Genomic DNA, 20,823 nt, shown 5'->3' with positions numbered 1-20,823 from the left:
TTTTGACGAAAAAAATAGCACTATCCTTTATAATTAAAGCGTCTAAACCAAATCAAAAGGGAGTGCTATTTATGTATAAAAATTATAACATGAAACAAGTTACATTATCACTAGATTTAGAAATTTATTTAGAAAAAAATGACATCGCTTTCGCGATTAATGAATTAGTAGAGAGTATTCCAAGTCACGTTTTTTCTGTTTTTGATCATCAAATGGGAACCTCATCTTACGACCCAAGAATGATGTTGAAACTTATTTTATGTGGCTACACACAGTCAAATTTTTCTGGTAGAAAAATTGAAGCGATGACTAAAGATAGTATTCGTACTAGATGGTTGACTCAATCACAATTTCCTAACTTCAGAACCATTAATCGTTTTCGAGTGAATCCTTTGGTTCAGCCGATTCTTCAAGAGTGTTTTATTCAATTTAGAAATCAATTAGTTTCGCAGAAATTGATTGAAGAAGATGCTATTTTTATTGATGGGACCAAATTAGAAGCTAATGCCAATAAATATAGTTTTGTTTGGAGAAAGAGTACGACCAGATTTGACGATTCTCTAACAGAAAAATCAAAAATATATTATAAACAATTAGTCAAAGAAAAAATCATTCCGTCGATTCATAATGAAGATGAGGAATGGGATGATAAACAGTTGAATCTCATTGCCGATTCTATTGAAACTAAAGTATCTGAGTTGACTGAACAAATAGATGATACAGAAGACGTTACACTTAGAAAAGAACTCCGTCGTCAAAGAAAGGAACCTAAAAAAGCCTTAAAGGCTTTTCGAGAATTCAGTGATAGGAAGAAAAAATATAAGCAACAATATCAGATTTTTAAAGAGAGAAATAGTTTTTCAAAAATAGATATGGACGCTACTTTTATGAGAATGAAGGAAGATCATATGATGAATGGTCAACTGAAACCGGCATACAATATCCAAATCGCAACCAACAATCAATATGTTCTAGCTTATGATACTTTTTCAAATCCAACAGATTTTAAAACGATGATTCCCTTTTTGACCACTATCAAAGAATCTTATTTTGAGTTACCTAATTATATTGTAGCTGACGCCGGTTATGGAAGTGAAGAAAACTATTAAGCCATCTTGGATGATTTTGAGAGAACACCATTAATCACCTACACTATGTATCAAAAAGAACAGACCAAAAAATATAAACAAAACCCATTCATTACTAATAATTGGAAATACAATGAATTAACAGATAGCTATACTTGTCCTAACAATAGAGAACTGCATTTTAGAAATTACTCTACTCGCAATGATAAACAGGGATTTACAAAACAGTTAAAAATGTATGAATGTGAAACATGTATAGATTGCCCTGTCAGATCTTTGTGTACCCGAGCAAAAAGTAATAAAAGTAGAGTCATTCAAAAAAATGGTAACTGGGAATATTTTAAAGCTCACGCAAGAGAGCTTTTGAGCGATGATGTAACAGGAGCGATTTACCGTCGAAGAAAAATTGACGTAGAACCAGCCTTTGGAAACCTAAAGGCTAATTTGTCGTTCAATCGATTCTCGGTTAGAGGTCAAGATAAAGTAACACAGGAGTTAGGATTTGCCTTTATGGCTCTAAATTTGAGAAAATTAAGTAAATTTAGGAAGGATATAGACAGAAAAATAAGAAAAAACAAGAATTCCAAAATGATAAACCTCATTTTAGAATTCTTGTTTTGTTTTAAGAGACTTTTGGGTCAGGCTCTTTCTTGTTTAATTAACTCTTAATTTAGTATCACCAGTCTCAAGAACTTCTAATACTGAATTTAAAGAAATTTGCATGATATTTCTAACTGAAACATCAGTATAATGTGCGATGTGTGGTGTAAAGAAGATTTTTTCGTGGTTTAAAACTTGTTCGAATAAATCATCTTCTAAATCTAGGTTTCGATAATCCTTTGGAATAAATCCTGCTTCGTTTTCATAAGTATCTAAAGCAGCACCTGCTAATAATCCATCATCTAAAGCTTTAATCAGTCCTTCAGTATCTATAACAGATCCGCGAGCTGCATTAACAATATAAGCTGTTGGTTTGAAGTGTTTAAACATTTCATAGTTAAATTGATGAGTATTATCTTTAGTAGCTGGAACGTGAAGAGTTACGATATCAGCTTGGCTTACAACTTCTTCAATACTATTTTTATATTCTAGAACACCTTCAGCATTTGGATTATGGAATATATCAAATGCAATAATTTTTGCTCCTAGACCTTTAAATAATTTTGCTGTTGTTAAACCAATATTTCCAGTTCCAATAACACCAACAGTCATTTCATGAACCAAACCAGCGCGAATAGCAGGCTGCCATCTAAAGTCATGTTCTTTTGTTTTTTCATCAATTAATCGTGTTTTTCTAACTAGACTCAAAGCAGCAGTTAAAGAAAACTCAGCGATTGATTCGGGAGAATAAACTGGGACATTACTTATAATAATATCGTTATCTGTAGCAGCTTCTAAATCGTAGTAGTCAAATCCAGCACTTCTTTGCCCAATATGTTTGATTCCATAACTTTTTAAAATAGGGTAAAGTTCTTTTGGCACAGGGGAATTTTGACTAGTTGAAACACCGTCAAAACCTTTAACTTTATCTATATTATCTTTTGATAATTGTTCATCAACAATTGTTACTTCAACATTATTCGCTTTAGCCCAGTCGTGAGTTAGTTCTAATTCTTCTTCACGCACATTAAATACGATAAATTTATACACTATAAATCGCTCCTTAACTATTAATTATTTATTTTCACCAGCAAAAGTAAAAATTTCATCTTTATATAAGCCCATTTTTGTAAACACAGTATGTGTAACAATTGCAATTCCTAAAGGTACAACTAAATATTGAATTAGTAGAATACCAATATTTATAATTGGGCTACCAGTCATAAATGAATAGGCATTAATTGGTCCAGCCAGACCTGTTAAACCAAATCCAGCAGAAGCAGTTGTTCCTTGGATTTTAAAGATATAGCCAGCAATACCAGTAACGATAGAATTAATAAAGATAGGTAAAATCATAATTGGATTACCTAAAAAGTTTGGCATTAGCATTTTAGGACCAGCGAAGAATAAAGCAAAAGTAGTTCCTTTTTTATTAACTTTTGAAGAACCATAAGCTAATGTGAATAAAGTCGCTACAATACCAACGTTTGCAGCACCTGATGCAAGTCCACTAAGAGAAATCGCATAAGCAATTGCAACACTTGATAAAGGCGTTACAATAATTAAAGCAAAAGAAATAGCAATTAAAATTGTCATCATTAGAGGTTGTAGAGTTGTGAAGTTTTCAATTAAAGCTCCTAAACCTGTTGTTACGTAACCTACATATGGTAGAGTGAGCATACCAATTAAACCAGGAATCATTGCTCCAACGATAGGAATAATAACGATACCTAAATTGGCCACTCTGTTGTTATACCATCTTATAGCGGTTACAGAAACGGCTGCTATAATCATAATATTGATTAAGTCTCCAGTGCCGTGTAATTCCCAAGCACCATCTACAAATTTAGCAGAACCTCCTCCTATAAAAGTCGCTCCCATTAGTGAAGCTGCTTCAACACCAGAAAATTTAAATTGTAAAGCGGTAAACATTCCGACTAATACGGGTACTGTAAAAGAAATTGTTGCAACGTTTTGTTGCATCATTGCAAAAAATTCATTATAACTAGATAATGCCTTAAAAATTTCACCAAATATTGCGTTTGGGATTAAACCAACAACAATCCCCATTGCCGCACCGTTAAGAATTTTACTTGTAAATTCTTTTGGACTTATTTTTTCCATAATTACACTCCTTAGTTTTTTTATTAATGTTATATAAAAAAGATAACACTTTTAAAATGAGCGGTCAAAGGAATTTTAGTTAAAATGTGAAATCCCAAACTTTCTTTTATATGTTTTTTTAGATAAAAAAACTCATGATAAGAAACCTTTAGTTATCTTTTATTTGTAATTAGTTCATTAAAAAATCAGTAATTTATTCACAAACACTTAGTTGTGAAATGTTTCTCAATAAAAAAGATGTAAATGTCATTTTATTTACAAAGATAGACGGTGTTATTTTATATCCTTGTAAAGTTAAATAATAATAAAAAAAATAATCTAATAAAGGTATCTTAAAAAAAATAAAATGTTAAGCATATTTATTGTCATTTATAAAAAAAATTGATATTATCATCCTACATTTATTTCTTGAGGGAGTAACCAGTAACAATAAGTTACGCTAATATCAACAGTAAGTTAACGACAATTCGTTTTCTGGTATTAGCTGAAATGGTGAGACTTAAGACAAGCCAACACTTGTCTTAGGTCTCTTTTTGTTTTTATTGGGCCTAAGTCAGGAATAATGAAAGGGAGGAATTGTTTTTGAGTAAAAAAACATATCAACAAAGTACGGACGAAATCATGTTACAGGTAGGTAGCCAGTTTAATGGACTATCTGAGAAAGAGGCAAGTAAGAGACTTGAGGAAAATGGGCTAAATCAATTAAAAGAGAAACCTAAAAAATCAAGCTTCCAACTTTTTATAGAAACCTTTAAGGATGCTATGGTTATTATTTTATTAATAGTAGCTGTCATTCAACTGTTGATGGGAGCTCATATTGAATCAATCGTGATTTTTGCCGTTCTTTTATTAAACTCCTTTGTTAGTGTGATTCAAACAAAAAAAGCAGAAGGTTCTTTAGATGCGTTGAAGAGTTTATCGGCTCCTGATGCGAATGTGTTTCGAGAAGGAAAAGAAAAGGTTATCTTAGCAAAAGAACTAGTTGTAGGAGATGTTGTTCTTTTAGAAGCAGGTGATTATATTCCAGCCGATGGAAGATTACTAGAAGTAGGTTCTTTAAAGGTAGATGAAGGGATGTTAACAGGAGAATCGGTTCCTGTTGAAAAAAGCTTAGCGTCTATTAACAAAACGGTGCCAATAGGTGATCAAAATAATATGGTGTTTAGTGGAACTATTGTGACTTATGGTCGTGGTCGTTTTATTGTAACAGCAACAGGAAATGACACGGAGATTGGTCAAGTAGCTGATTTATTAGAGGGGACAGTAGAGCAGAAGACTCCATTACAACGTGGATTAGATAGCTTTAGTAAGAAACTAAGTCTAGCAATTTTAGCGTTATCCTTAGTCATTTTAGGTGTACAAATTTTTCGTATTTTAGTTCACGGCGGTTCAGGTGATATGACTACTGATTTATTAAATGCTTTTATGTTCGCTGTTGCTGTTGCAGTCGCCGCAATTCCAGAAGCGCTACAATCTATTGTGACAATTGTTTTATCTATTGGTACTAAAAATATGGCAAAAAAACAAGCCATTATTCGCCAATTACCAGCAGTTGAAACTTTGGGAGCAACCAGTGTTGTTTGTACCGATAAGACTGGAACGCTAACTCAAAATAAGATGACAGTCATGGCGTATTATTTACCAAATGACAAAGAAGAAGAGGCCACTGATCCTAATAAATGGACGTCAGATTTCAAGCAATTAATGACTATTAGCTTACTAGCTAATGACGCAGCTATAACTGAAAAAGGTGAAAAAATAGGAGATCCAACGGAAATTGCCTTTCTAGATTATAGTGAAAAATTGACTCAACCTTACCGAGAAATTCGTGAATTATATCCACGTTTGCAAGAATTACCTTTTGATTCAGATCGTAAATTAATGTCGACACTTCATTATATGAATGAAGAACATTTATTGTTAACTAAAGGTGGACCAGACATTGTTTTAGAACGTAGTAATCGTATTTTAGTTGATGGAAAAGTAAAGTCTTTAACTGAAGATATGCGGATGAAAATTCAAGAGAAAAATGAGGCATTTTCAAATAGAGCGTTGCGAGTTTTAGCTTTTGCTTATCGCCCACTAGAAAACCGCTCATTGGTTTTAGAAGATGAACAGGAACTAATCTTTGTTGGGCTAATGGCTATGATAGATCCACCAAGAGAAGAAGTAAAACAAGCTGTATCAGATGCAAGAGATGCAGGGATTAAAACAGTGATGATTACTGGCGACCATAAAACAACAGCTGTTGCGATTGCAAAAGAAATTGGTATTTCAACTGAAGGAGATTTAGCTTTTACAGGTGTTGAATTAGATGCGTTATCAGAAGAAGAATTAAAAGAAAATTTAGAACGAATTTCAGTTTATGCCAGAGTATCACCTGAGAATAAAATTAGAATTGTTCGAGCTTGGCAAGAAAAGGGACATATTTCAGCAATGACAGGAGACGGAGTTAACGACGCACCAGCTCTTAAACAAGCTGATATAGGAATTGCTATGGGAACTGGAACAGATGTAGCTAAAGACGCTTCTGCCATGATTTTAACTGATGATAACTTTGCTTCAATCATTAGCGCAGTTAAAGTTGGACGTAATGTCTTTGATAATATCAAAAAAGCTATTGCTTATCTATTTGCTGGTAATTTAGGCGCGATTATTGCCATTTTATTTGCTCTATTAATGGGATGGGATAATCCATTTACAGCGTTACAGTTACTTTTTATTAATTTAGTAAATGATTCTCTTCCAGCGATTGCTTTAGGAATGGAAAAGGCTGAACCCACAATTATGAAGAGAGTACCAAGAAATCCTAATGAGGGAATTTTTTCTGGTAATACATTGACCTCTGTTACTTATCGAGGATTATTGATTGGTTTAGCTGTTATTGTCGCTCAATATCTAGGAATGTCTCAATCACCAGAACTTGGAGTTGCTATGGCTTTTTCAACTTTAATTTGGAGTCGTACTTTACAAACTTTACCAGCCAGATCTAATAGTCAAACAGCTTTAAAAGCTGGATTATTTTCAAACAAGATGGTTATGATAGCTATCCTGGTTTGTTCAAGTTTATATGGGATTACCTTAATTCCAGGTGTTCGTCAAATATTCTCAATACCAACAAACTTTTCATTAACTGAAATCATCATTTCAGTTGCCCTAGCTATTTCAGCAACTGTTTTAATGGAAGTTACTAAATTAGGCATTAAAGCAGTTAAAAGAATAAATCAAAAAACACAAGTTGATTTAATTAACGATTAATAGTAGAAGATAGTAGAAGCATGACAGGATATTTTAATTCCTTGTCATGCTTTTTTAGTTTTTGATGGACTAATTCATTTTCCCCCGATATGATTTAAAAATACGTTAGATAACCGATATTGAAAAGAAGAGCGTGAACATAAACTTTCAAACACGATGAAATAAATTGCATTTGGTGTGACTTAAATTTTTTAAGTATACTCAAGGATGTAAAGGGGGAAGCAAAATGGACAGTCGACTACCAACACTCTTTTTACTTATTTGTAAGGAACAACAAGAACATGACATAAAAAAATTAGCCGAAAAAATGTCTGTTAGTACGCGTACAATTTACAATGACATCAAAAAATTAAATGAATTACTCATTGCCGATAATCATGAAGAAATAAAAATTGAAAAAGGCAAAATACTTTATACAGAAATCATTTCATCATCCTTTGAAATGTTAACCAATCTAGATTTTGACTACATACTGTCACACCCAAGAATCAGAAGATTACGTTTATTAACGGAAGTGTTAATGTTTGAAGATTATTTCAATGTAGATGATTTGATTGAAAAATTACCATTATCAAGAAATACGATTATTTCAGATTTGAAATGGGTAAAAGAAGAACTAACATTTCATCATATTGAGTTACATTCAAGACCCTTTACTGGTTATAAAGTAATAGGGGAAGAAGAACAGATTCGCCAATTGCTGACAGTGACAGTTTTAGAAGATCCACTATTATTTGAAGGAAAACCCAAAGAAGATATTTATTTAAAATCAGCAGAAAAGTTACTTGAAATGTGTGGCGATGAACTAAAAGTCACCCTAAGTGATAGTTCTTATGATCGATTGAAAATTATTTTTTGGGTAACCTTTAAACGAATAAAGGCTGGTAAAACTGTTCAGGTAACGGGAAGTAACACAAGAGAAGAAAAATTATTTCTAAAGAAACGAACTCAATTTGAAGCAGAGACTCACTTAAGTTTTAGCCATCAAGAGCTAGTTTATTTAGCTCAAAAATTTATTGAATCCTCCTTTATTCATTACAATGATGAATTAACAGAGCAATGGATGGATTTTAATTTATTGACAGATAGCTTTATCAAAGATGTATCTAAGCTAAGTCAGAATGATTTCTTTATTGAAGACACTTTGCTTTATGAAGGTGTGATGAATCATTTGAGACCTGCCTATCACCGAGTGATGTCTCAAACAGAGATGAAAAATCCAATGTTGGATTACGTTAAGGCAAGTTTTTTAAACTTACATGAAAACGTATGCAGTGGTATTAAGATAATTGAAAAAGAATTAAGCGTTAATTTTTCAGATGATGAAGTTTCTTTTTTTACCCTATTTTTTATTGCGGCCATCGAACGCAAAAAGATGTGCCCAACAAAACCAAAGAAAATTATTATTGTATGTGACTCGGGAGTCAGTACCTCGCAAATTCTACGCTCAAAGTTAGAAGTAAACTTTGATGTGCAAATTTTAGGCACATTAGGCAAGAGGACAGCAGGTGATTGGTTAGAGAAAAACGAAGTCGATTTAATTATTTCAACCATTGATTTTGAATATCCCAAAATACCTAGTATTAAAGTCACCCCCATTGTGACAGATGAAGATATGAAAAAACTGTATTTTAAGTTAAATAGAAAAAAAGAAAAAATAGAGATGGTTGAAATAATGAAGATTATCAATCAATCCGTTTCGTTAAGTGAAAAACAACGAAAAAAAATAAGAACTGATTTGATGCGTTACCTGCGTGTCACAGAACCTAAAAATAAAGAAAATGGAGTGTACCAACCAATGTTAATAGAAGTGTTGCATCAAGGATTAATTCAAGTTAATTCTAAAGCTAAAACAAGAGATGAGGCCGTTAAAGCAAGTGGTGAATTACTTGTAAAAAATGGCTTAGCTAAAGAATCATACGTTGATGGTATGTTAAATAACGTAAAAGAAAATGGAACGTATATTGTAATTGCCCCAGGCATTGCAATGCCTCATGCCAGACCTGAAACAGGAGCCCTTGATATTGGATTAAGTATTGTCACTTTAGAAGAGCCCGTTGTTTTTGGTCATCCCCAAAATGATCCCGTTCAAATTGTGGTTGGTTTATGTGCTGTTGATCACCAATCCCATTTGAAAGCTTTATCTGAACTAGTAGAAATACTAAGTGACGAAGAAAAAATTAAAAAAATAAATAAAGCTTTAACTTCAGATGAAATAATGACGATAATAAAAGAGAATGTTATTTAAAGGAGGAAAAAACATGTTAAAAATAGTTACAGTATGCGGTGCAGGAGTAGGAAGTTCAATGATGATGAGGTTATTTTCTCAGCAAATTTTGGATGCGGAAGGAATCGAAGCAACAGTTGATGCTTCAGACATCGGTTCTGTGAATCCAGATAGCTATGATTTACTTATCACAACTTCAGATTTTGCCGATACACTAAGAGGTTCATCTGCAACAATCGTTCGTATCGATAACATGATGGACAAAGAAAACTTGAAAAAAGAATTGTTAGCCGCAATTGCTTCAAGATAATTAGTTTTTCTAATAAGGGGAGGATAAAACCATGGCAATATTTATGTATATTGTACAAAATATTTTAAGTCAAGCTGTGTTTATCATTGGGTTTGTTGTCATCATAGGGATGTTGGCTCAAAAGCAAACTTGGGATAAAATTTTACCAAGTACGATCAAAACAATGATTGGTTTTACGATGATTAATGTAGGGGGACAGACATTAGGTATGTCTTTGCTTCCCCTTCAACCACTCATTTCTAAAATTTTTAATGTTAAGGAAGTCGCAGCTGATCTTGGTGCGGCTCAAGCAGAAAGTTTAGCAGATATTGGAACAGAAATGGCACTTATTTTTGCATTTGGATTTTTTACAAACTTGTTATTAGCTCGTTTTACAAGATTTAAGTATGTTCATTTATCTGCTCACGTTTCATTTTTCTTCTCAGGTTTAATTGCAGCCTTATTGAAATTTGGAACCGATTTATCATTCATTATGATTGTTGTTGTAGGTTCACTTCTATTAGGTTTCTACATGACATTTTCATGTGCCTACGTGGCAAAATGTATGACAGGTGTTAAGGGTGGCGAAGGATTTACATTAGCTCACTCAAGTTCTTCAGGTCTTTTAATGGCTTCGTTAATTGGTAAATGGTTTGGTAATAAAGATAAAGATATCGAAGACTTACACATTCCAAAGAAATTGAATTTCTTAAGAGAGATGACGATTTCTTTAACACTAGTTATGACGTTATTATTCTTAGTATTAGGTTTAGTAGCTGGTCCATCTTGGACAGTTTCTAATATCACTAATGGACAAGATATGTTTGTCTTTTCAATTCTTAGAGGGGTTGAATTTGGTGTTTGGATTACAGTTATTGTAACGGGAGTACGTATGATGCTTTCTGAAATTATTCCAGCTTTCCATGGTATTTCAGATAAAATCATTCCTAACTCAATTCCGGGATTGGATGTTCCATTATTATTCCCAGCTTACCCAACATCAGTAATCGTTGGTTTCTTATCAAGTTTAACAGCTGGTTTACTAGGTATGGTTATCTTAGGATTAATCAACTATCCAGTTATTGTATTCCCAGCTCTTATTCCAACATTCTTTACAGGGGCAGCTACAGCTATTTTTGGTAACGCTCATGGTGGACGAAGAGGAGCTATTTTAGGATCTTTCGCTAATGGATTAGTCTTAATTTTTGGACAAGCATTCTTATTACCAATGATTGGTACATATGCGCCAATCATGCGAATTCTAAGTGAAACAGATTATGTTGTATACGGTCCAATTCTTGGATGGGTTCTAAAAGTGATTGGAGGATTCTAATTGGAAAATTTAGCGATTTTTACTGTTTTAAACTATCCAAGTCAAGAAGAATTTTTTAAGATACTCGATGTATTAGAATCAAGAAAAGTAGGATATGTTGAGATTGGCATTCCTGTTACGAATCCATATGTAGATGGTGAATTGATTCAACAAGCACATCAAGCTGTGATTAAAGATGGTTTAACAAAAGAGATGGTAGAGGATGCTTTAAAAACAATTAAAGAAAGATATTCATTTAAAGTCATTTTGATGACTTATAAAGAAGGTGTTGAACTTTTTGACATCGCAAAATTAAGTCACAGTCTTTATGACGGTATCATTTGTGTTGATCAAACACTAGATCCAACCATTTTTAACCAACCAGTTTATATCTACAACGAAGATGTTTCGACAGAAGTAGTAACGAATTACTTACAAAGTGATAGTTTGTTTAATTATGTGATGTCAGGAAGAGGGAAAACAGGAACATTTGATGCTGTTCCTACTGAATACATTGAAACGATTAAGCGAATTAAAACGGTCAAACCAGAAGACAAAAACTTTATTGGATTTGGTATCAAAGCCAAAGAAGATATTTTAGAAGTTTTAAAAAATGGTGCAGACGGTGCGATTATTGGAACTGAATTTTTAAAAATTCATGGTAAAGATGGCATTGTAGGTATTGAAACATATTTAGATAGTTTAGCTTAATTTAATAAAAAGAGAGGTTTCCCTTTAATCGGGAGACCTCTTTTTCTTATAGTAAGGTAAAAAAATCTTTGCCATATTTTGCTTCTATTTCATCACCAAAATCAGCTTTTAATTTTTCCATAATCATATCATGACGAATTGCCAATTTGACCTCATGAATCAGAGCGGGATGCTTTGTTTCTACAGCTGAGGGTACTAAATTTTTATCTAAACTTCCAATTAAAACTTTTTCTTGGTCAAACAACATACTAAATGAAGTTGTTTCACTACTTGGAGCAGAAGGCATATCAATAATCACATTTTCAATGGTTGTTTCAATCGGACTTAATGTAATAATAGTCACTTTGATACCACTTTTATCTGCTTCTTCTAAAGCTGGTAAAAAATAAGTTAAGGCATCTGTATCAATATCTACGATAATTTCTTTTTTTGAGTGTGCGATATTTCTATTTACAACAGATTTAATTGCTTCTAATCCCTGAGTGTTGTAAAAATGATATTCTTTTTGTTTCGCTCGCTTAATTTCTTCATTTAAAATAGTTGCAGACTGTTTAAACTCTAACTGAAGTTTAGAAATAAGTTCTTCAATAGCAACAGCTACATAAGTTGTACTTTTTCCTTCTATTACTTGGCAAGCGCCTTTTTTGCTTAACGAGCTTAAAGAAGAATAGACATTGGAACGAGAAGAAGAAATATTTTTGGCCACTTCATATCCCGTTTGTTCTCCGTGCTCAATTAGTGAAAGGTAGCATTTTGCTTCAAGTTCAGTTAAACCAATTCTTTTTAAATGTTCAATCATTATATTTATCCTCCATCTTTTAAGAAAGTTGTGCCTGATATAAATCACTGTATCTCGAATTATTTGTTAGAAGTTCTTCATGAGTTCCTTGTTCGACGATTTCACCTTTTTCTAAAATAATGATGTTATGAGCTTGTTGAATAGTTGAAAGTCTATGAGCAATAACAAGTGTTGTACGGTTAGTCATCAATCGGTCCAATGATTCTTGAATGTAGCGTTCAGATTCATTATCTAGTGAAGCTGTTGCTTCGTCAAGTATGAGAATAGGTGCATTTTTCAAAAAGATTCTTGCAATGGCAATTCGTTGTTTTTGACCGCCTGAAAGTTTAATTCCTCTTTCACCGATTTGGGTTTCTAATCCCTTAGGTAAACTGTTAACAAAATCGCTTAAGTTTGCAGCATGAACAGCATTAACAATGTCTGTCATTTTTTTGTTGTCAGCCCCGTAAATAATATTCTCATAAATTGTTCCATCAATTAATTCAATGTCTTGGCTAACAAGGCCGATGTTTTTTCTCAAAGAGCTAATAGAATAATCTTTGATATTATTACCATCAAAAGATATATACCCACTAGATACATCATAAAGTCTTTCTAATAATTTGGTAATAGTAGATTTACCAGATCCAGAAACGCCAACTAGAGCTGTCACAAGGCCTTTTTTAACGGTAAAGTCAACCTGATTTAAAACGGCGCTATCTTTATTGTAGTTGAAAGAAACATCATTGAATTGAATATTTTGTTGGAAATAATCTAATGAATAAGCATTCTCCGGACTAGTGATTTTAGGATTAGATTCGTAAATTTCAATAATTCTACCATATGAGACAACTGATTGTTGAAAACGACTAATCATTTGAGTGAATGAGCGAATCGGATTTTGTAACATTCTTAAGTAAGCAAGATAAGCAACTAAACTACCCACAGTTTGATTTCCTTTAATAATTTCATTTCCTAAATAAATAAGAACAATGGCCATACCAATATAGTTAATAAAATCAATTGAAGGAGAGAAAACTGTTTGGTAAGTCATCGCTTCAAGGTAATCTTTTTTGTTCTGCTGGTTAGCTTGATTAAATGATGCAACTTCTTTTTCCTCAGTGGCGAATGTTTTAATTAATAAAATAGATGTTAGCCCATTTTGCATTTGATTATTAATAGTTGATGTTGAAGCACGTACTTTTTGATAGGCAGCTTTAATATGAGAACTAAAGAAAACATTTAACAAATAAAGTATTGGAAAAGTAATCGTTATAAGTAATGTCAAAGTTGTATCTTGTAAAAGCATGAAAATATAGATAAAGATAAAGGTAAACAGACTAGAAATAAGTTTTAAACTTTGTGGTGATATTAAATCTTGTAATTGTTTGACGTCACTTGATAAACGAGTCATTAAATCACCCGTTTTAGTGTCTTCAAAATAAGCGTAATCTTGTCTTAAAATTTGTTGATATAGATCAACTCTTAAATCAATGATAACGTCTTGGCTAACACGACTCATGGACATTGTGGATAGATAGCTTAATAAACTAAGGATAAAAGCTAAACCAAGTAAAATCGAAACATGATAAATAATACCTTGAAATGATTTTTCTGGAATTGAGACATCAATGATTTGTTGGGTCATTTGGGGTATTTTGAATTCTAAAAATGAAATACCTAGTAAAAGAATAAAACTAAAAATAATAAGAACTTTTTCCTTTTTCATTTTTTTAAATAAAAATTGAAGCATACTAAAAATAGTTGCTTGATTTGTTTTTGAGTTCAAATTTATTCCTCCTTAAATTTAAGTAGTTCTTTACGGTACTACCTTAAACCTGAAAGATAAGAATGTCAACTAATTAGATAAAAAAATAAACAGATTAATCTTACAATAGTGATTTTGCAAGGTTAATCTGTTTGTTTAAAGTGAGTAATTATTAAGATGCTCAAGCAAAGTAAAAATGCTTAAGAAGAAATTTCGTTGTCTGTTATTTCGCCATCCATCATCGAAATCTGCCATTAACCAAACCACTTCATCAATAAAAAGATGTTCAGCGGCCATTGGAAAATAATTAATTTCTTCTTTTGTTAGAGTGACATATTGTTTATAGCCTTCTAAGAATAGCTCCCATTTATCCGGTGTCCATGTCGTTTTTGGAGCAGATTCTAAAACATTATGAAATAAGAGTAAAGTGAGTGCTAAATCAAAAATTCTTGGAATAAAAATAGCATTATCTGGGTCGATTAGATAAGGAGTATTATCTGTTTGATAGATTAAATTATCAGCTTTAAAGTCGTAAGGAGTGGCTACTTTTGGTAAATTTAATGTCCTTAAAATTTCTTGTTGTTTGATCAGTCGAGGAATACTATTTTTAATTGAATTAATTTGTTTTTTTTCTTCTGATTTCAAATGAGTTTCAATAATTGAAAAATCATCTTGGATATCTTTTTCTTCAAATGCATACTCTTCATAAACGGATAAAGATTCTTTGTTATTACTAGAAGATAGGGCATGAATACTTCCTAACAACTTTCCAGCTTCAACAATTTGTTGATCAGTTCCTGTGTATTTTTGACCATCAATAAAAGGATAGACAGTCCAAACCTCCTCGTCAATTTCTAGAGGATTATTCACGTCAAGTTTAACAGGCGTGACGATTTGAATACCTAATTGATTTAGTCGCTCTAAAAAAAGAGCAACATGATTTGATTCTTCTATTGAGGAACGTGTTTGCTTGATGACATAAGATTGAGACTCTTTTTTTATTTTATAGACAGGTGAATAAGGGTAAATGCTATGTAGTGTATCATGAGTTTCAAAATTAAATGCTTTTAGTATGTGTTGATGAGTCATTTAAAAAACCTCCCAGAGTTAAAATTGTTTAAAGTGTATCATCAAATAAAATATTTGACTATTTATCTGATTACAGATATTATGAATCCGTAATAGTTTTTTCGAATAAGTGAAAGGAGTTTAAAATGAAATATTCAAAAGCAACTGATTATGCGCTTCATACGATGCTTTATATGGGTCAAGAATCAATTGATTATAGTATCAGCGTGGTTGATTTAGCTAAAAGACAAGATGTTTCTCCAACCTATTTATCTAAAATTTTAACTAAATTATCCAAAGAAGGATTAGTTAAAGCTTCATCTGGTGCTAAGGGTGGTTATCGATTACCGAGTAATTGGGAGGCAATCTCATTTCTTGATATTGTTCATGCCATTGAAGGCAAACAATCTTTATTTGATTGTTATGTTCATGAAGATCCTAACTGCACAATAAAAAAAATTATGCTAGCAGCAGAAGAAAAAATGGAGAACGAATTATCGTCTCAAACTTTAGGTGCTTTGCTAAAAAAATAGCCAAGCACTTTTCTTATATCTTTATTAAGGATATAAACTATCTTTAATATATACTATGGAGGTTTTTAAATGACTTTTTTATTATTTATTTTTTTAGGAATAATGGCTGGAGCTTTTTTTCCAGTACAAGCAACGATTAATTCAAGGTTAGGTAGTATTGCGAAAAATCCGATTGTAGCTTCTTTTACAGCTTTTTCGGTAGGTAGCATTGTTTTATTTTTATTCATTTTATTTTTTGATTTACAGTCACTTTTGTCGATTAATATTACCGAAAAACCAATTCTTTTTATAGCAGGTCCATTAGCGGGAGTTATTTTTAATGTGGCTAATATTATTTTATTTACACAAATAGGAGCAACCATTACAACTATCATAACAATCACAGGACAAATGATTATGGGGATTTTAATCGATCACTTTGGTTTGTTCGGTATGCCAGTTCAATCTCTTTCAATAAAAAGACTACTAGGGGTAACGATTATGCTAGGTGCCATTTGGTTATTTCAAAAGAGTAAAACAAATATAGCAACCAACACAAATATTCCGAAGAAGTGGTTGGTGATTGGTTTAGTTGCAGGTATTTTCCCACCACTTCAAGCTTCTTTTAACGGAGAATTACGTGAGACTGTTCAATCAGTTTTAGTCGCTACTTTTATTTCTTTCTTTGTTGGTGCCCTTCTTTTAGCAGGAATCCTTCTGGTCAAAGATAAAAAAATTAAGATCCCAAGAAAAGATGAACTAGGGATTAAATTACCTTGGTGGACTTATATTGGAGGATTATTCGGTATATTAATTGTGGGTGGTAATATTTTAGTTATTAGGGAGTTAGGTTCTGTTCTTACAACAATTGTTTTCATTTTTGGACAATTACTGATGGCAGTTATAATTGATCAATTTGGATTATTTAAGATGATGAAAAGAAAAATTGAGAAAGGACAATTGGTAGCTTTAGCTTTAATCGTTATTGCTTTATTTTTAGTATAAAAAAAGACCAAGTTAAATCAACTTAGTCATAACCATTAACTCGCCTATAGGACCCTGTACTCTTGTACCTTTGTCAATAAATCCAGTTTTCAGATATAGGTTTTGAGCACTGGTGTTTTTCATATTCACAGCTAATACAATTTCTTCAATATGTGGATAATTTTGTTGAATAAACTCTGATAGTAAACGAAGGGCTTCCTTTGCGTGCCCCTTCTTTAAAAATCTTGAATCGGTGGAAAAACTGCGAAGGAGCATGGCATTTTTATTGCTAGTGTACAGCATTTTATCTTTGCCTTCATCTAACACTAAAAAAGTAACTAGAGCTTGGTCAGAAAAGGCTAGGACAGAGTGAAAAGACTTATTTTCTGCTGACTTTAAAAGGCAATCTTTCGGGTGACTTGTGTAGTAGTTCATCTCTTCAGTTAAGTAATAGTTGTTTACTACCTCTTTATGTTGAGGGTTATATTCTTCTAAGTACATATAATTACCTCCTTTTTATTTATTGTAAGCTTATCCTATTTTTTTGTCATGTTATAATAAAGAAAAAATGGGGGAAAAGCATATGAGAAAAATTTTAGTAACAGGCGGAACCGTCTTTGTTAGTCGTTCTTTAGCAGAATATTTTGTGGCTAATGGAGACGAAGTTTATGTGTTAAATCGAAACCATAAAAAGCAATCTGAGGGTGTTAAACTGATTGAAGCAGATCGCTATAAGTTAGGAACAGTCTTATCTGATTATCAATTTGATGTGGTCATTGATGCTAATGCGTACACAGCTGAAGAAGTTAATTTACTTTTAGAGGCGTTACCCGAAATAAAAGATTACGTTTTTATTAGTACTAGTGCTGTTTACCCAGAACATTTATCACAACCTTTTAAAGAAACGCAGACAGTTGGGCCAAATTCCTATTGGAAAGATTATGGAACGAATAAAATTGAAGCAGAGGAGCTAATTGCTAAAAAAGTACCTCAAGGTTATATGTTAAGGCCTGCCTATATCTATGGGCCGTACAATAATGCCTACAGAGAAGCTTTTATTTTTGATTGTGCCAAAGCAAAGCGTTCTTTTTATTTACCACAATCAAGTGATATGAAATTACAATTTATTCATATTCATGATTTATGCCGTTTGGTAGATGAATTATTAGATAAAAAACCTGAAGAAAAAATCTATAATGCGGGAAATGAGAGTCCTGTGACGATTAAGGAATGGGTCTCTATGTGTTATGAAGTAGCTAATGAATCTTTAGAGTTGATTGAAGTGGATGAATCAGTTAATCAAACTAGCTACTTTAGTTTTCCAAACTATGAGTATTTATTAGATGTGGAAAGACAAACTGCATTGATTGGTGAAACGCTTGATTTGAGAAAAGGGTTGGAAGAGTCTTTTGAGTGGTACCAAACAAATGAAAATATTGTTAATAAACGAAACTATATCGAGTTTATTGATAAGGAATTAGTGGAGTGATGGTCATGAGAAAAATTATTTTATTTGACTTAGATGGTACTTTGATAGAATCGGGAGAAGGGATTGTAAAGTCTTTGCAATACGCTATTGATAAGTTAAAGTTACCTTATCAAACAGATGAAGCTCTGCAAGTATTTATCGGGCCTCCTCTTTTAGAACAATTTATGTCTTACTTTAAAATATCCGAAGAAAAGGGAAAAAAAGCTGTTGAACTTTATCATGACAGATATCATACAATCGGTTTATTTGAATCAAAACCATATGATGGAATTGATTTTTTATTGAAAAAATTACAGGAAGAAAACTATGTTTTAGGAGTTGCTTCCTCAAAACCAGAATACCTTGTAAAAGAAGTGTTGGAGCATTTTGACTTCACTCAATATTTTGAAGTAATTGTGGGAAGTGGAGAGGGAAGTCTGAGAAATACTAAATCCGCCGTTATTAAGGAAGCACTAAGTCGATTGTCCGCTGATAAAAGTGCTGGCCAAGTATGGATGGTGGGTGACAAAGAACATGATGTCCTTGGTGCAAGAGAAGAAGAAATTCCTTGTATTTCTGTCTTATATGGTTATGGAACCAAAGAGGAATTAGAAGCTGTTAAACCACTTAAAATTGTAAATAGTACTCAAGATTTATTAGATTATTTATTGAGTTTATAAAAATAAAAGCATTTGAATCAATTAAAAGATTCAAATGCTTTTTGTTAGCAATTAATTATCACTACACAAACGGTAAATAGCTTCTGCGTAGATAGCCATTGTTTGTTCCATCTCGTCAAGAGGCCAAGCTTCGTTTGCTTGATGCATGGTGTCTTTAGTTTTTTCAAACATAGCACCAAAAGCAACACAATTATCCATTGTTCTAGCAAATGTTGCTCCACCAGAAATCATAGGTTCACGCATATCCCCAGTCATATCACGATAAGCGCCTAAAAGTGTTGTCACAAGTTCAGAGTCTACAGGAACATATAACGAATCAAGGAAATCGAATTCTTCGTAAACTAAATTAAATTCAGTTGATTTTTTAGCTAAATCGTTAGCTAGTTTTTCTTTGTCTACTGTTACAGGAATTCTGATATCAAGACCAATTTTTGACAATTCAGGAGTGATACTGACAGTAGCTGCATTAAATGTTAAAGCGCCTGAAGCTTCATCTTTAACTTCTCCTAAAAGACTAACGCCATTTGCATCATCTTTAATAACGCCACCTAAAAGTTCTAAAGCTGGATGATTATAGTGAGGTAACATAGCTTCTGCTAAGCGAGTATTAGCATTTATTCCTTCAGGAGCATCTTTTGAATGAATAGCTTTTCCTTTAACACTAATTTTATTTCCATCTTGAGAAAAATCATAGTTTAAAGCTTTTAGGCTTTCAGCAACTTCAGATGCTTTATCGCCAGTGTAAGTAGCAGTATCTGCAACGACATTTAATGCAGAACCACCTTCAAAGGTGAAATCAGAAGTTCCTTTTCCAGTTAAGTAAGATTGTAGAAGGCCCTTTTCAGCATAAATAACTGGGAAATTAGCATCAGGCGCAATTCCCATATCAATGCCTTTTTCTTTTTTATGGTATTGATCCATACAACGCCATAAGTTTTCTTCGTCTGTTCCGAAAATAAAACGAATTTTTTTGTTTAAGACAACGCCAGCATCTAGTAAAGATTTAACAGCATAAAGAGCTGCAATTGTTGGACCCTTATCATCTTGAACACCACGACCGTATATAACATTGTCTTTAACTGTTGCTTCAAACGGAGGAGTATCCCACAATGACACGTCTCCAGCAGGAACAACGTCTAAATGGCATAAAATACCAAATGTTTCCTTGCCTTCGCCGATTTCAGCGTAACCATAATACCCTTCAGGATCGATGAAAGTTGAAAAACCTTCTTCTTTAAATAAATCAAGGCATTCCTTTAAGGAATCAAGAATATCCTGACCAAAAGGAGCATTCTCTGTCGCATCTTGCAAATAAGAAGGAACTTTGATAAGTCTTTCTAAAGAAGCCAATGCTTGTTTTTTGTGTGTTTCTTGAATAAATGTTTTCATATAATCACCTTTCTTTCTAGTCTACCCTTTAATCATAACGCTAAAAGATTTTAATAAACAGCTTTATTTGTTTTCTTTTATTAGTAATAAAAATAAAGTACTAAACAAAAGCAAAGATGAAGATAAAGCAGTCGCTATACTATACGGTTGCCAAGTGAAAATATGTCGATGATTGACTAATACAATTATCGAGATAATCAAAAGAACCACTGATAAACTTAATGACATGATAGAAAGAAAATGAAGATGTTGTTTTAAAAGGGATTTACTCAGATTCCTTCGTATCTTTTTATTTAAACCAATCGTTATAAGAAAAAGGATTGAACTGATAATGGTTACAATAGTTAGACTAACATCTAATTGTTGAATTCGACTTAATGAATAAGACTGTTTTAAGTCTCCATCTAAAATAGACTTAATCGCTAAAACTAAATCAGGATTAGCGTTGGCATTGTTTGCTAAAAGAGAAATCCCTATCTTTTCTTTTGGAAAGAGATGAATATCTGCAGCAAAATTAGGGTTTCTTCCAGGATGAAAAATCATAGTTTTATCAGTTGAAATAAACCA

At 32.5% G+C, this 20,823-nt stretch carries 17 protein-coding genes and 1 pseudogene; 10 read left to right on the top strand and 8 right to left on the bottom strand.

All coding sequences use genetic code 11. The annotated features are described in order from the left end of the window. The first annotated feature begins 71 nt into the window (after positions 1-71). Positions 72-1,757, top strand: a pseudogene (locus H9L18_RS12065) (IS1182 family transposase). Here the strand turns inward: H9L18_RS12065 and H9L18_RS12060 are convergent. Together H9L18_RS12060 and H9L18_RS12055 are read right to left on the bottom strand one after the other, a co-directional pair. Further along, complete coding sequence (locus H9L18_RS12060; RefSeq protein ID WP_126796242.1) at positions 1,743-2,738, bottom strand: D-2-hydroxyacid dehydrogenase; 996 nt, start codon at positions 2,736-2,738, stop codon at positions 1,743-1,745. The pseudogene H9L18_RS12065 and the gene H9L18_RS12060 overlap by 15 nt on opposite strands. A gap of 24 nt (positions 2,739-2,762) precedes the next feature. Further along, entirely contained in the window at positions 2,763-3,812 is a 1,050-nt protein-coding gene (locus H9L18_RS12055) for a PTS sugar transporter subunit IIC (RefSeq protein WP_126796244.1), read from the bottom strand. A gap of 582 nt (positions 3,813-4,394) precedes the next feature. On the opposite strand from H9L18_RS12055, the gene H9L18_RS12050 reads away from it, so the two are divergent. The 5 genes from H9L18_RS12050 to H9L18_RS12030 all read left to right on the top strand — a co-directional run bounded on the left by H9L18_RS12050 (position 4,395) and on the right by H9L18_RS12030 (position 11,609). After that, positions 4,395-7,070, top strand: coding sequence for a cation-translocating P-type ATPase (locus H9L18_RS12050; protein WP_126796246.1), 2,676 nt, complete (start codon positions 4,395-4,397; stop codon positions 7,068-7,070). 226 nt (positions 7,071-7,296) lie between these two features. After that, positions 7,297-9,318, top strand: coding sequence for a BglG family transcription antiterminator (locus H9L18_RS12045; RefSeq protein WP_126796248.1), 2,022 nt, complete (start codon positions 7,297-7,299; stop codon positions 9,316-9,318). Between the two features lie 13 nt (positions 9,319-9,331). Next, positions 9,332-9,607: a PTS sugar transporter subunit IIB gene (locus H9L18_RS12040; RefSeq protein ID WP_126796250.1), complete on the top strand. Its 276-nt coding sequence runs from the start codon at positions 9,332-9,334 to the stop codon at positions 9,605-9,607. Positions 9,608-9,638: 31 nt separating this feature from the next. After that, the gene (gene ulaA / locus H9L18_RS12035; RefSeq protein WP_126796252.1) at positions 9,639-10,919 is read left to right on the top strand and encodes a PTS ascorbate transporter subunit IIC; all 1,281 of its coding nucleotides are present in this window, start codon (positions 9,639-9,641) and stop codon (positions 10,917-10,919) included. Beyond that, a complete protein-coding gene (locus tag H9L18_RS12030) occupies positions 10,920-11,609 on the top strand; it encodes a tryptophan synthase subunit alpha (protein WP_126796254.1) in 690 nt (229 codons plus the stop codon). 46 nt (positions 11,610-11,655) lie between these two features. On the opposite strand, the gene H9L18_RS12025 is transcribed toward H9L18_RS12030, so the two are convergent. The 3 genes from H9L18_RS12025 to H9L18_RS12015 form a co-directional block, all read right to left on the bottom strand. Further along, the gene (locus H9L18_RS12025) at positions 11,656-12,408 is read right to left on the bottom strand and encodes a TrmB family transcriptional regulator (protein WP_126796256.1); all 753 of its coding nucleotides are present in this window, start codon (positions 12,406-12,408) and stop codon (positions 11,656-11,658) included. A gap of 19 nt (positions 12,409-12,427) precedes the next feature. Next, positions 12,428-14,176: an ABC transporter ATP-binding protein gene (locus tag H9L18_RS12020; protein ID WP_126796258.1), complete on the bottom strand. Its 1,749-nt coding sequence runs from the start codon at positions 14,174-14,176 to the stop codon at positions 12,428-12,430. A 135-nt stretch (positions 14,177-14,311) separates the two neighbouring features. Beyond that, positions 14,312-15,244, bottom strand: a complete 933-nt coding sequence (locus tag H9L18_RS12015) for a phosphotransferase (RefSeq protein WP_126796260.1) — start codon at positions 15,242-15,244, stop codon at positions 14,312-14,314. A gap of 125 nt (positions 15,245-15,369) precedes the next feature. Between H9L18_RS12015 and H9L18_RS12010 the strand changes: the two genes are divergently transcribed. Together H9L18_RS12010 and H9L18_RS12005 are read left to right on the top strand one after the other, a co-directional pair. Continuing rightward, a complete protein-coding gene (locus tag H9L18_RS12010) occupies positions 15,370-15,756 on the top strand; it encodes an Rrf2 family transcriptional regulator (RefSeq protein WP_126796262.1) in 387 nt (128 codons plus the stop codon). Positions 15,757-15,825: 69 nt separating this feature from the next. Further along, positions 15,826-16,740 carry a DMT family transporter gene (locus H9L18_RS12005; RefSeq protein ID WP_126796264.1) on the top strand — a complete coding sequence of 305 codons (915 nt, stop codon included), beginning with the start codon at positions 15,826-15,828 and terminating at the stop codon, positions 16,738-16,740. Positions 16,741-16,752: 12 nt separating this feature from the next. Here the strand turns inward: H9L18_RS12005 and H9L18_RS12000 are convergent, their stop codons facing one another. Continuing rightward, positions 16,753-17,220: a GNAT family N-acetyltransferase gene (locus H9L18_RS12000; RefSeq protein WP_126796266.1), complete on the bottom strand. Its 468-nt coding sequence runs from the start codon at positions 17,218-17,220 to the stop codon at positions 16,753-16,755. A gap of 82 nt (positions 17,221-17,302) precedes the next feature. On the opposite strand from H9L18_RS12000, the gene H9L18_RS11995 reads away from it, so the two are divergent. Continuing rightward, positions 17,303-18,208 carry an NAD-dependent epimerase/dehydratase family protein gene (locus tag H9L18_RS11995; protein ID WP_126796268.1) on the top strand — a complete coding sequence of 302 codons (906 nt, stop codon included), beginning with the start codon at positions 17,303-17,305 and terminating at the stop codon, positions 18,206-18,208. Positions 18,209-18,213: 5 nt separating this feature from the next. Then, positions 18,214-18,867, top strand: coding sequence for an HAD-IA family hydrolase (locus H9L18_RS11990; protein ID WP_126796270.1), 654 nt, complete (start codon positions 18,214-18,216; stop codon positions 18,865-18,867). Positions 18,868-18,918: 51 nt separating this feature from the next. On the opposite strand, the gene H9L18_RS11985 is transcribed toward H9L18_RS11990, so the two are convergent. Next, a complete protein-coding gene (locus tag H9L18_RS11985) occupies positions 18,919-20,256 on the bottom strand; it encodes a M20 family metallopeptidase (RefSeq protein WP_126796272.1) in 1,338 nt (445 codons plus the stop codon). 63 nt (positions 20,257-20,319) lie between these two features. After that, positions 20,320-20,799, bottom strand: coding sequence for a hypothetical protein (locus H9L18_RS11980; protein ID WP_126796274.1), 480 nt, complete (start codon positions 20,797-20,799; stop codon positions 20,320-20,322). Positions 20,800-20,823 lie beyond the last annotated feature (24 nt).

It is taken from the genome of Vagococcus carniphilus, from assembly GCF_014397115.1.
Classification (GTDB): Bacteria; Bacillota; Bacilli; order Lactobacillales; family Vagococcaceae; genus Vagococcus; species Vagococcus carniphilus.
This window is presented reverse-complemented; position numbering and strand designations above follow the sequence as displayed.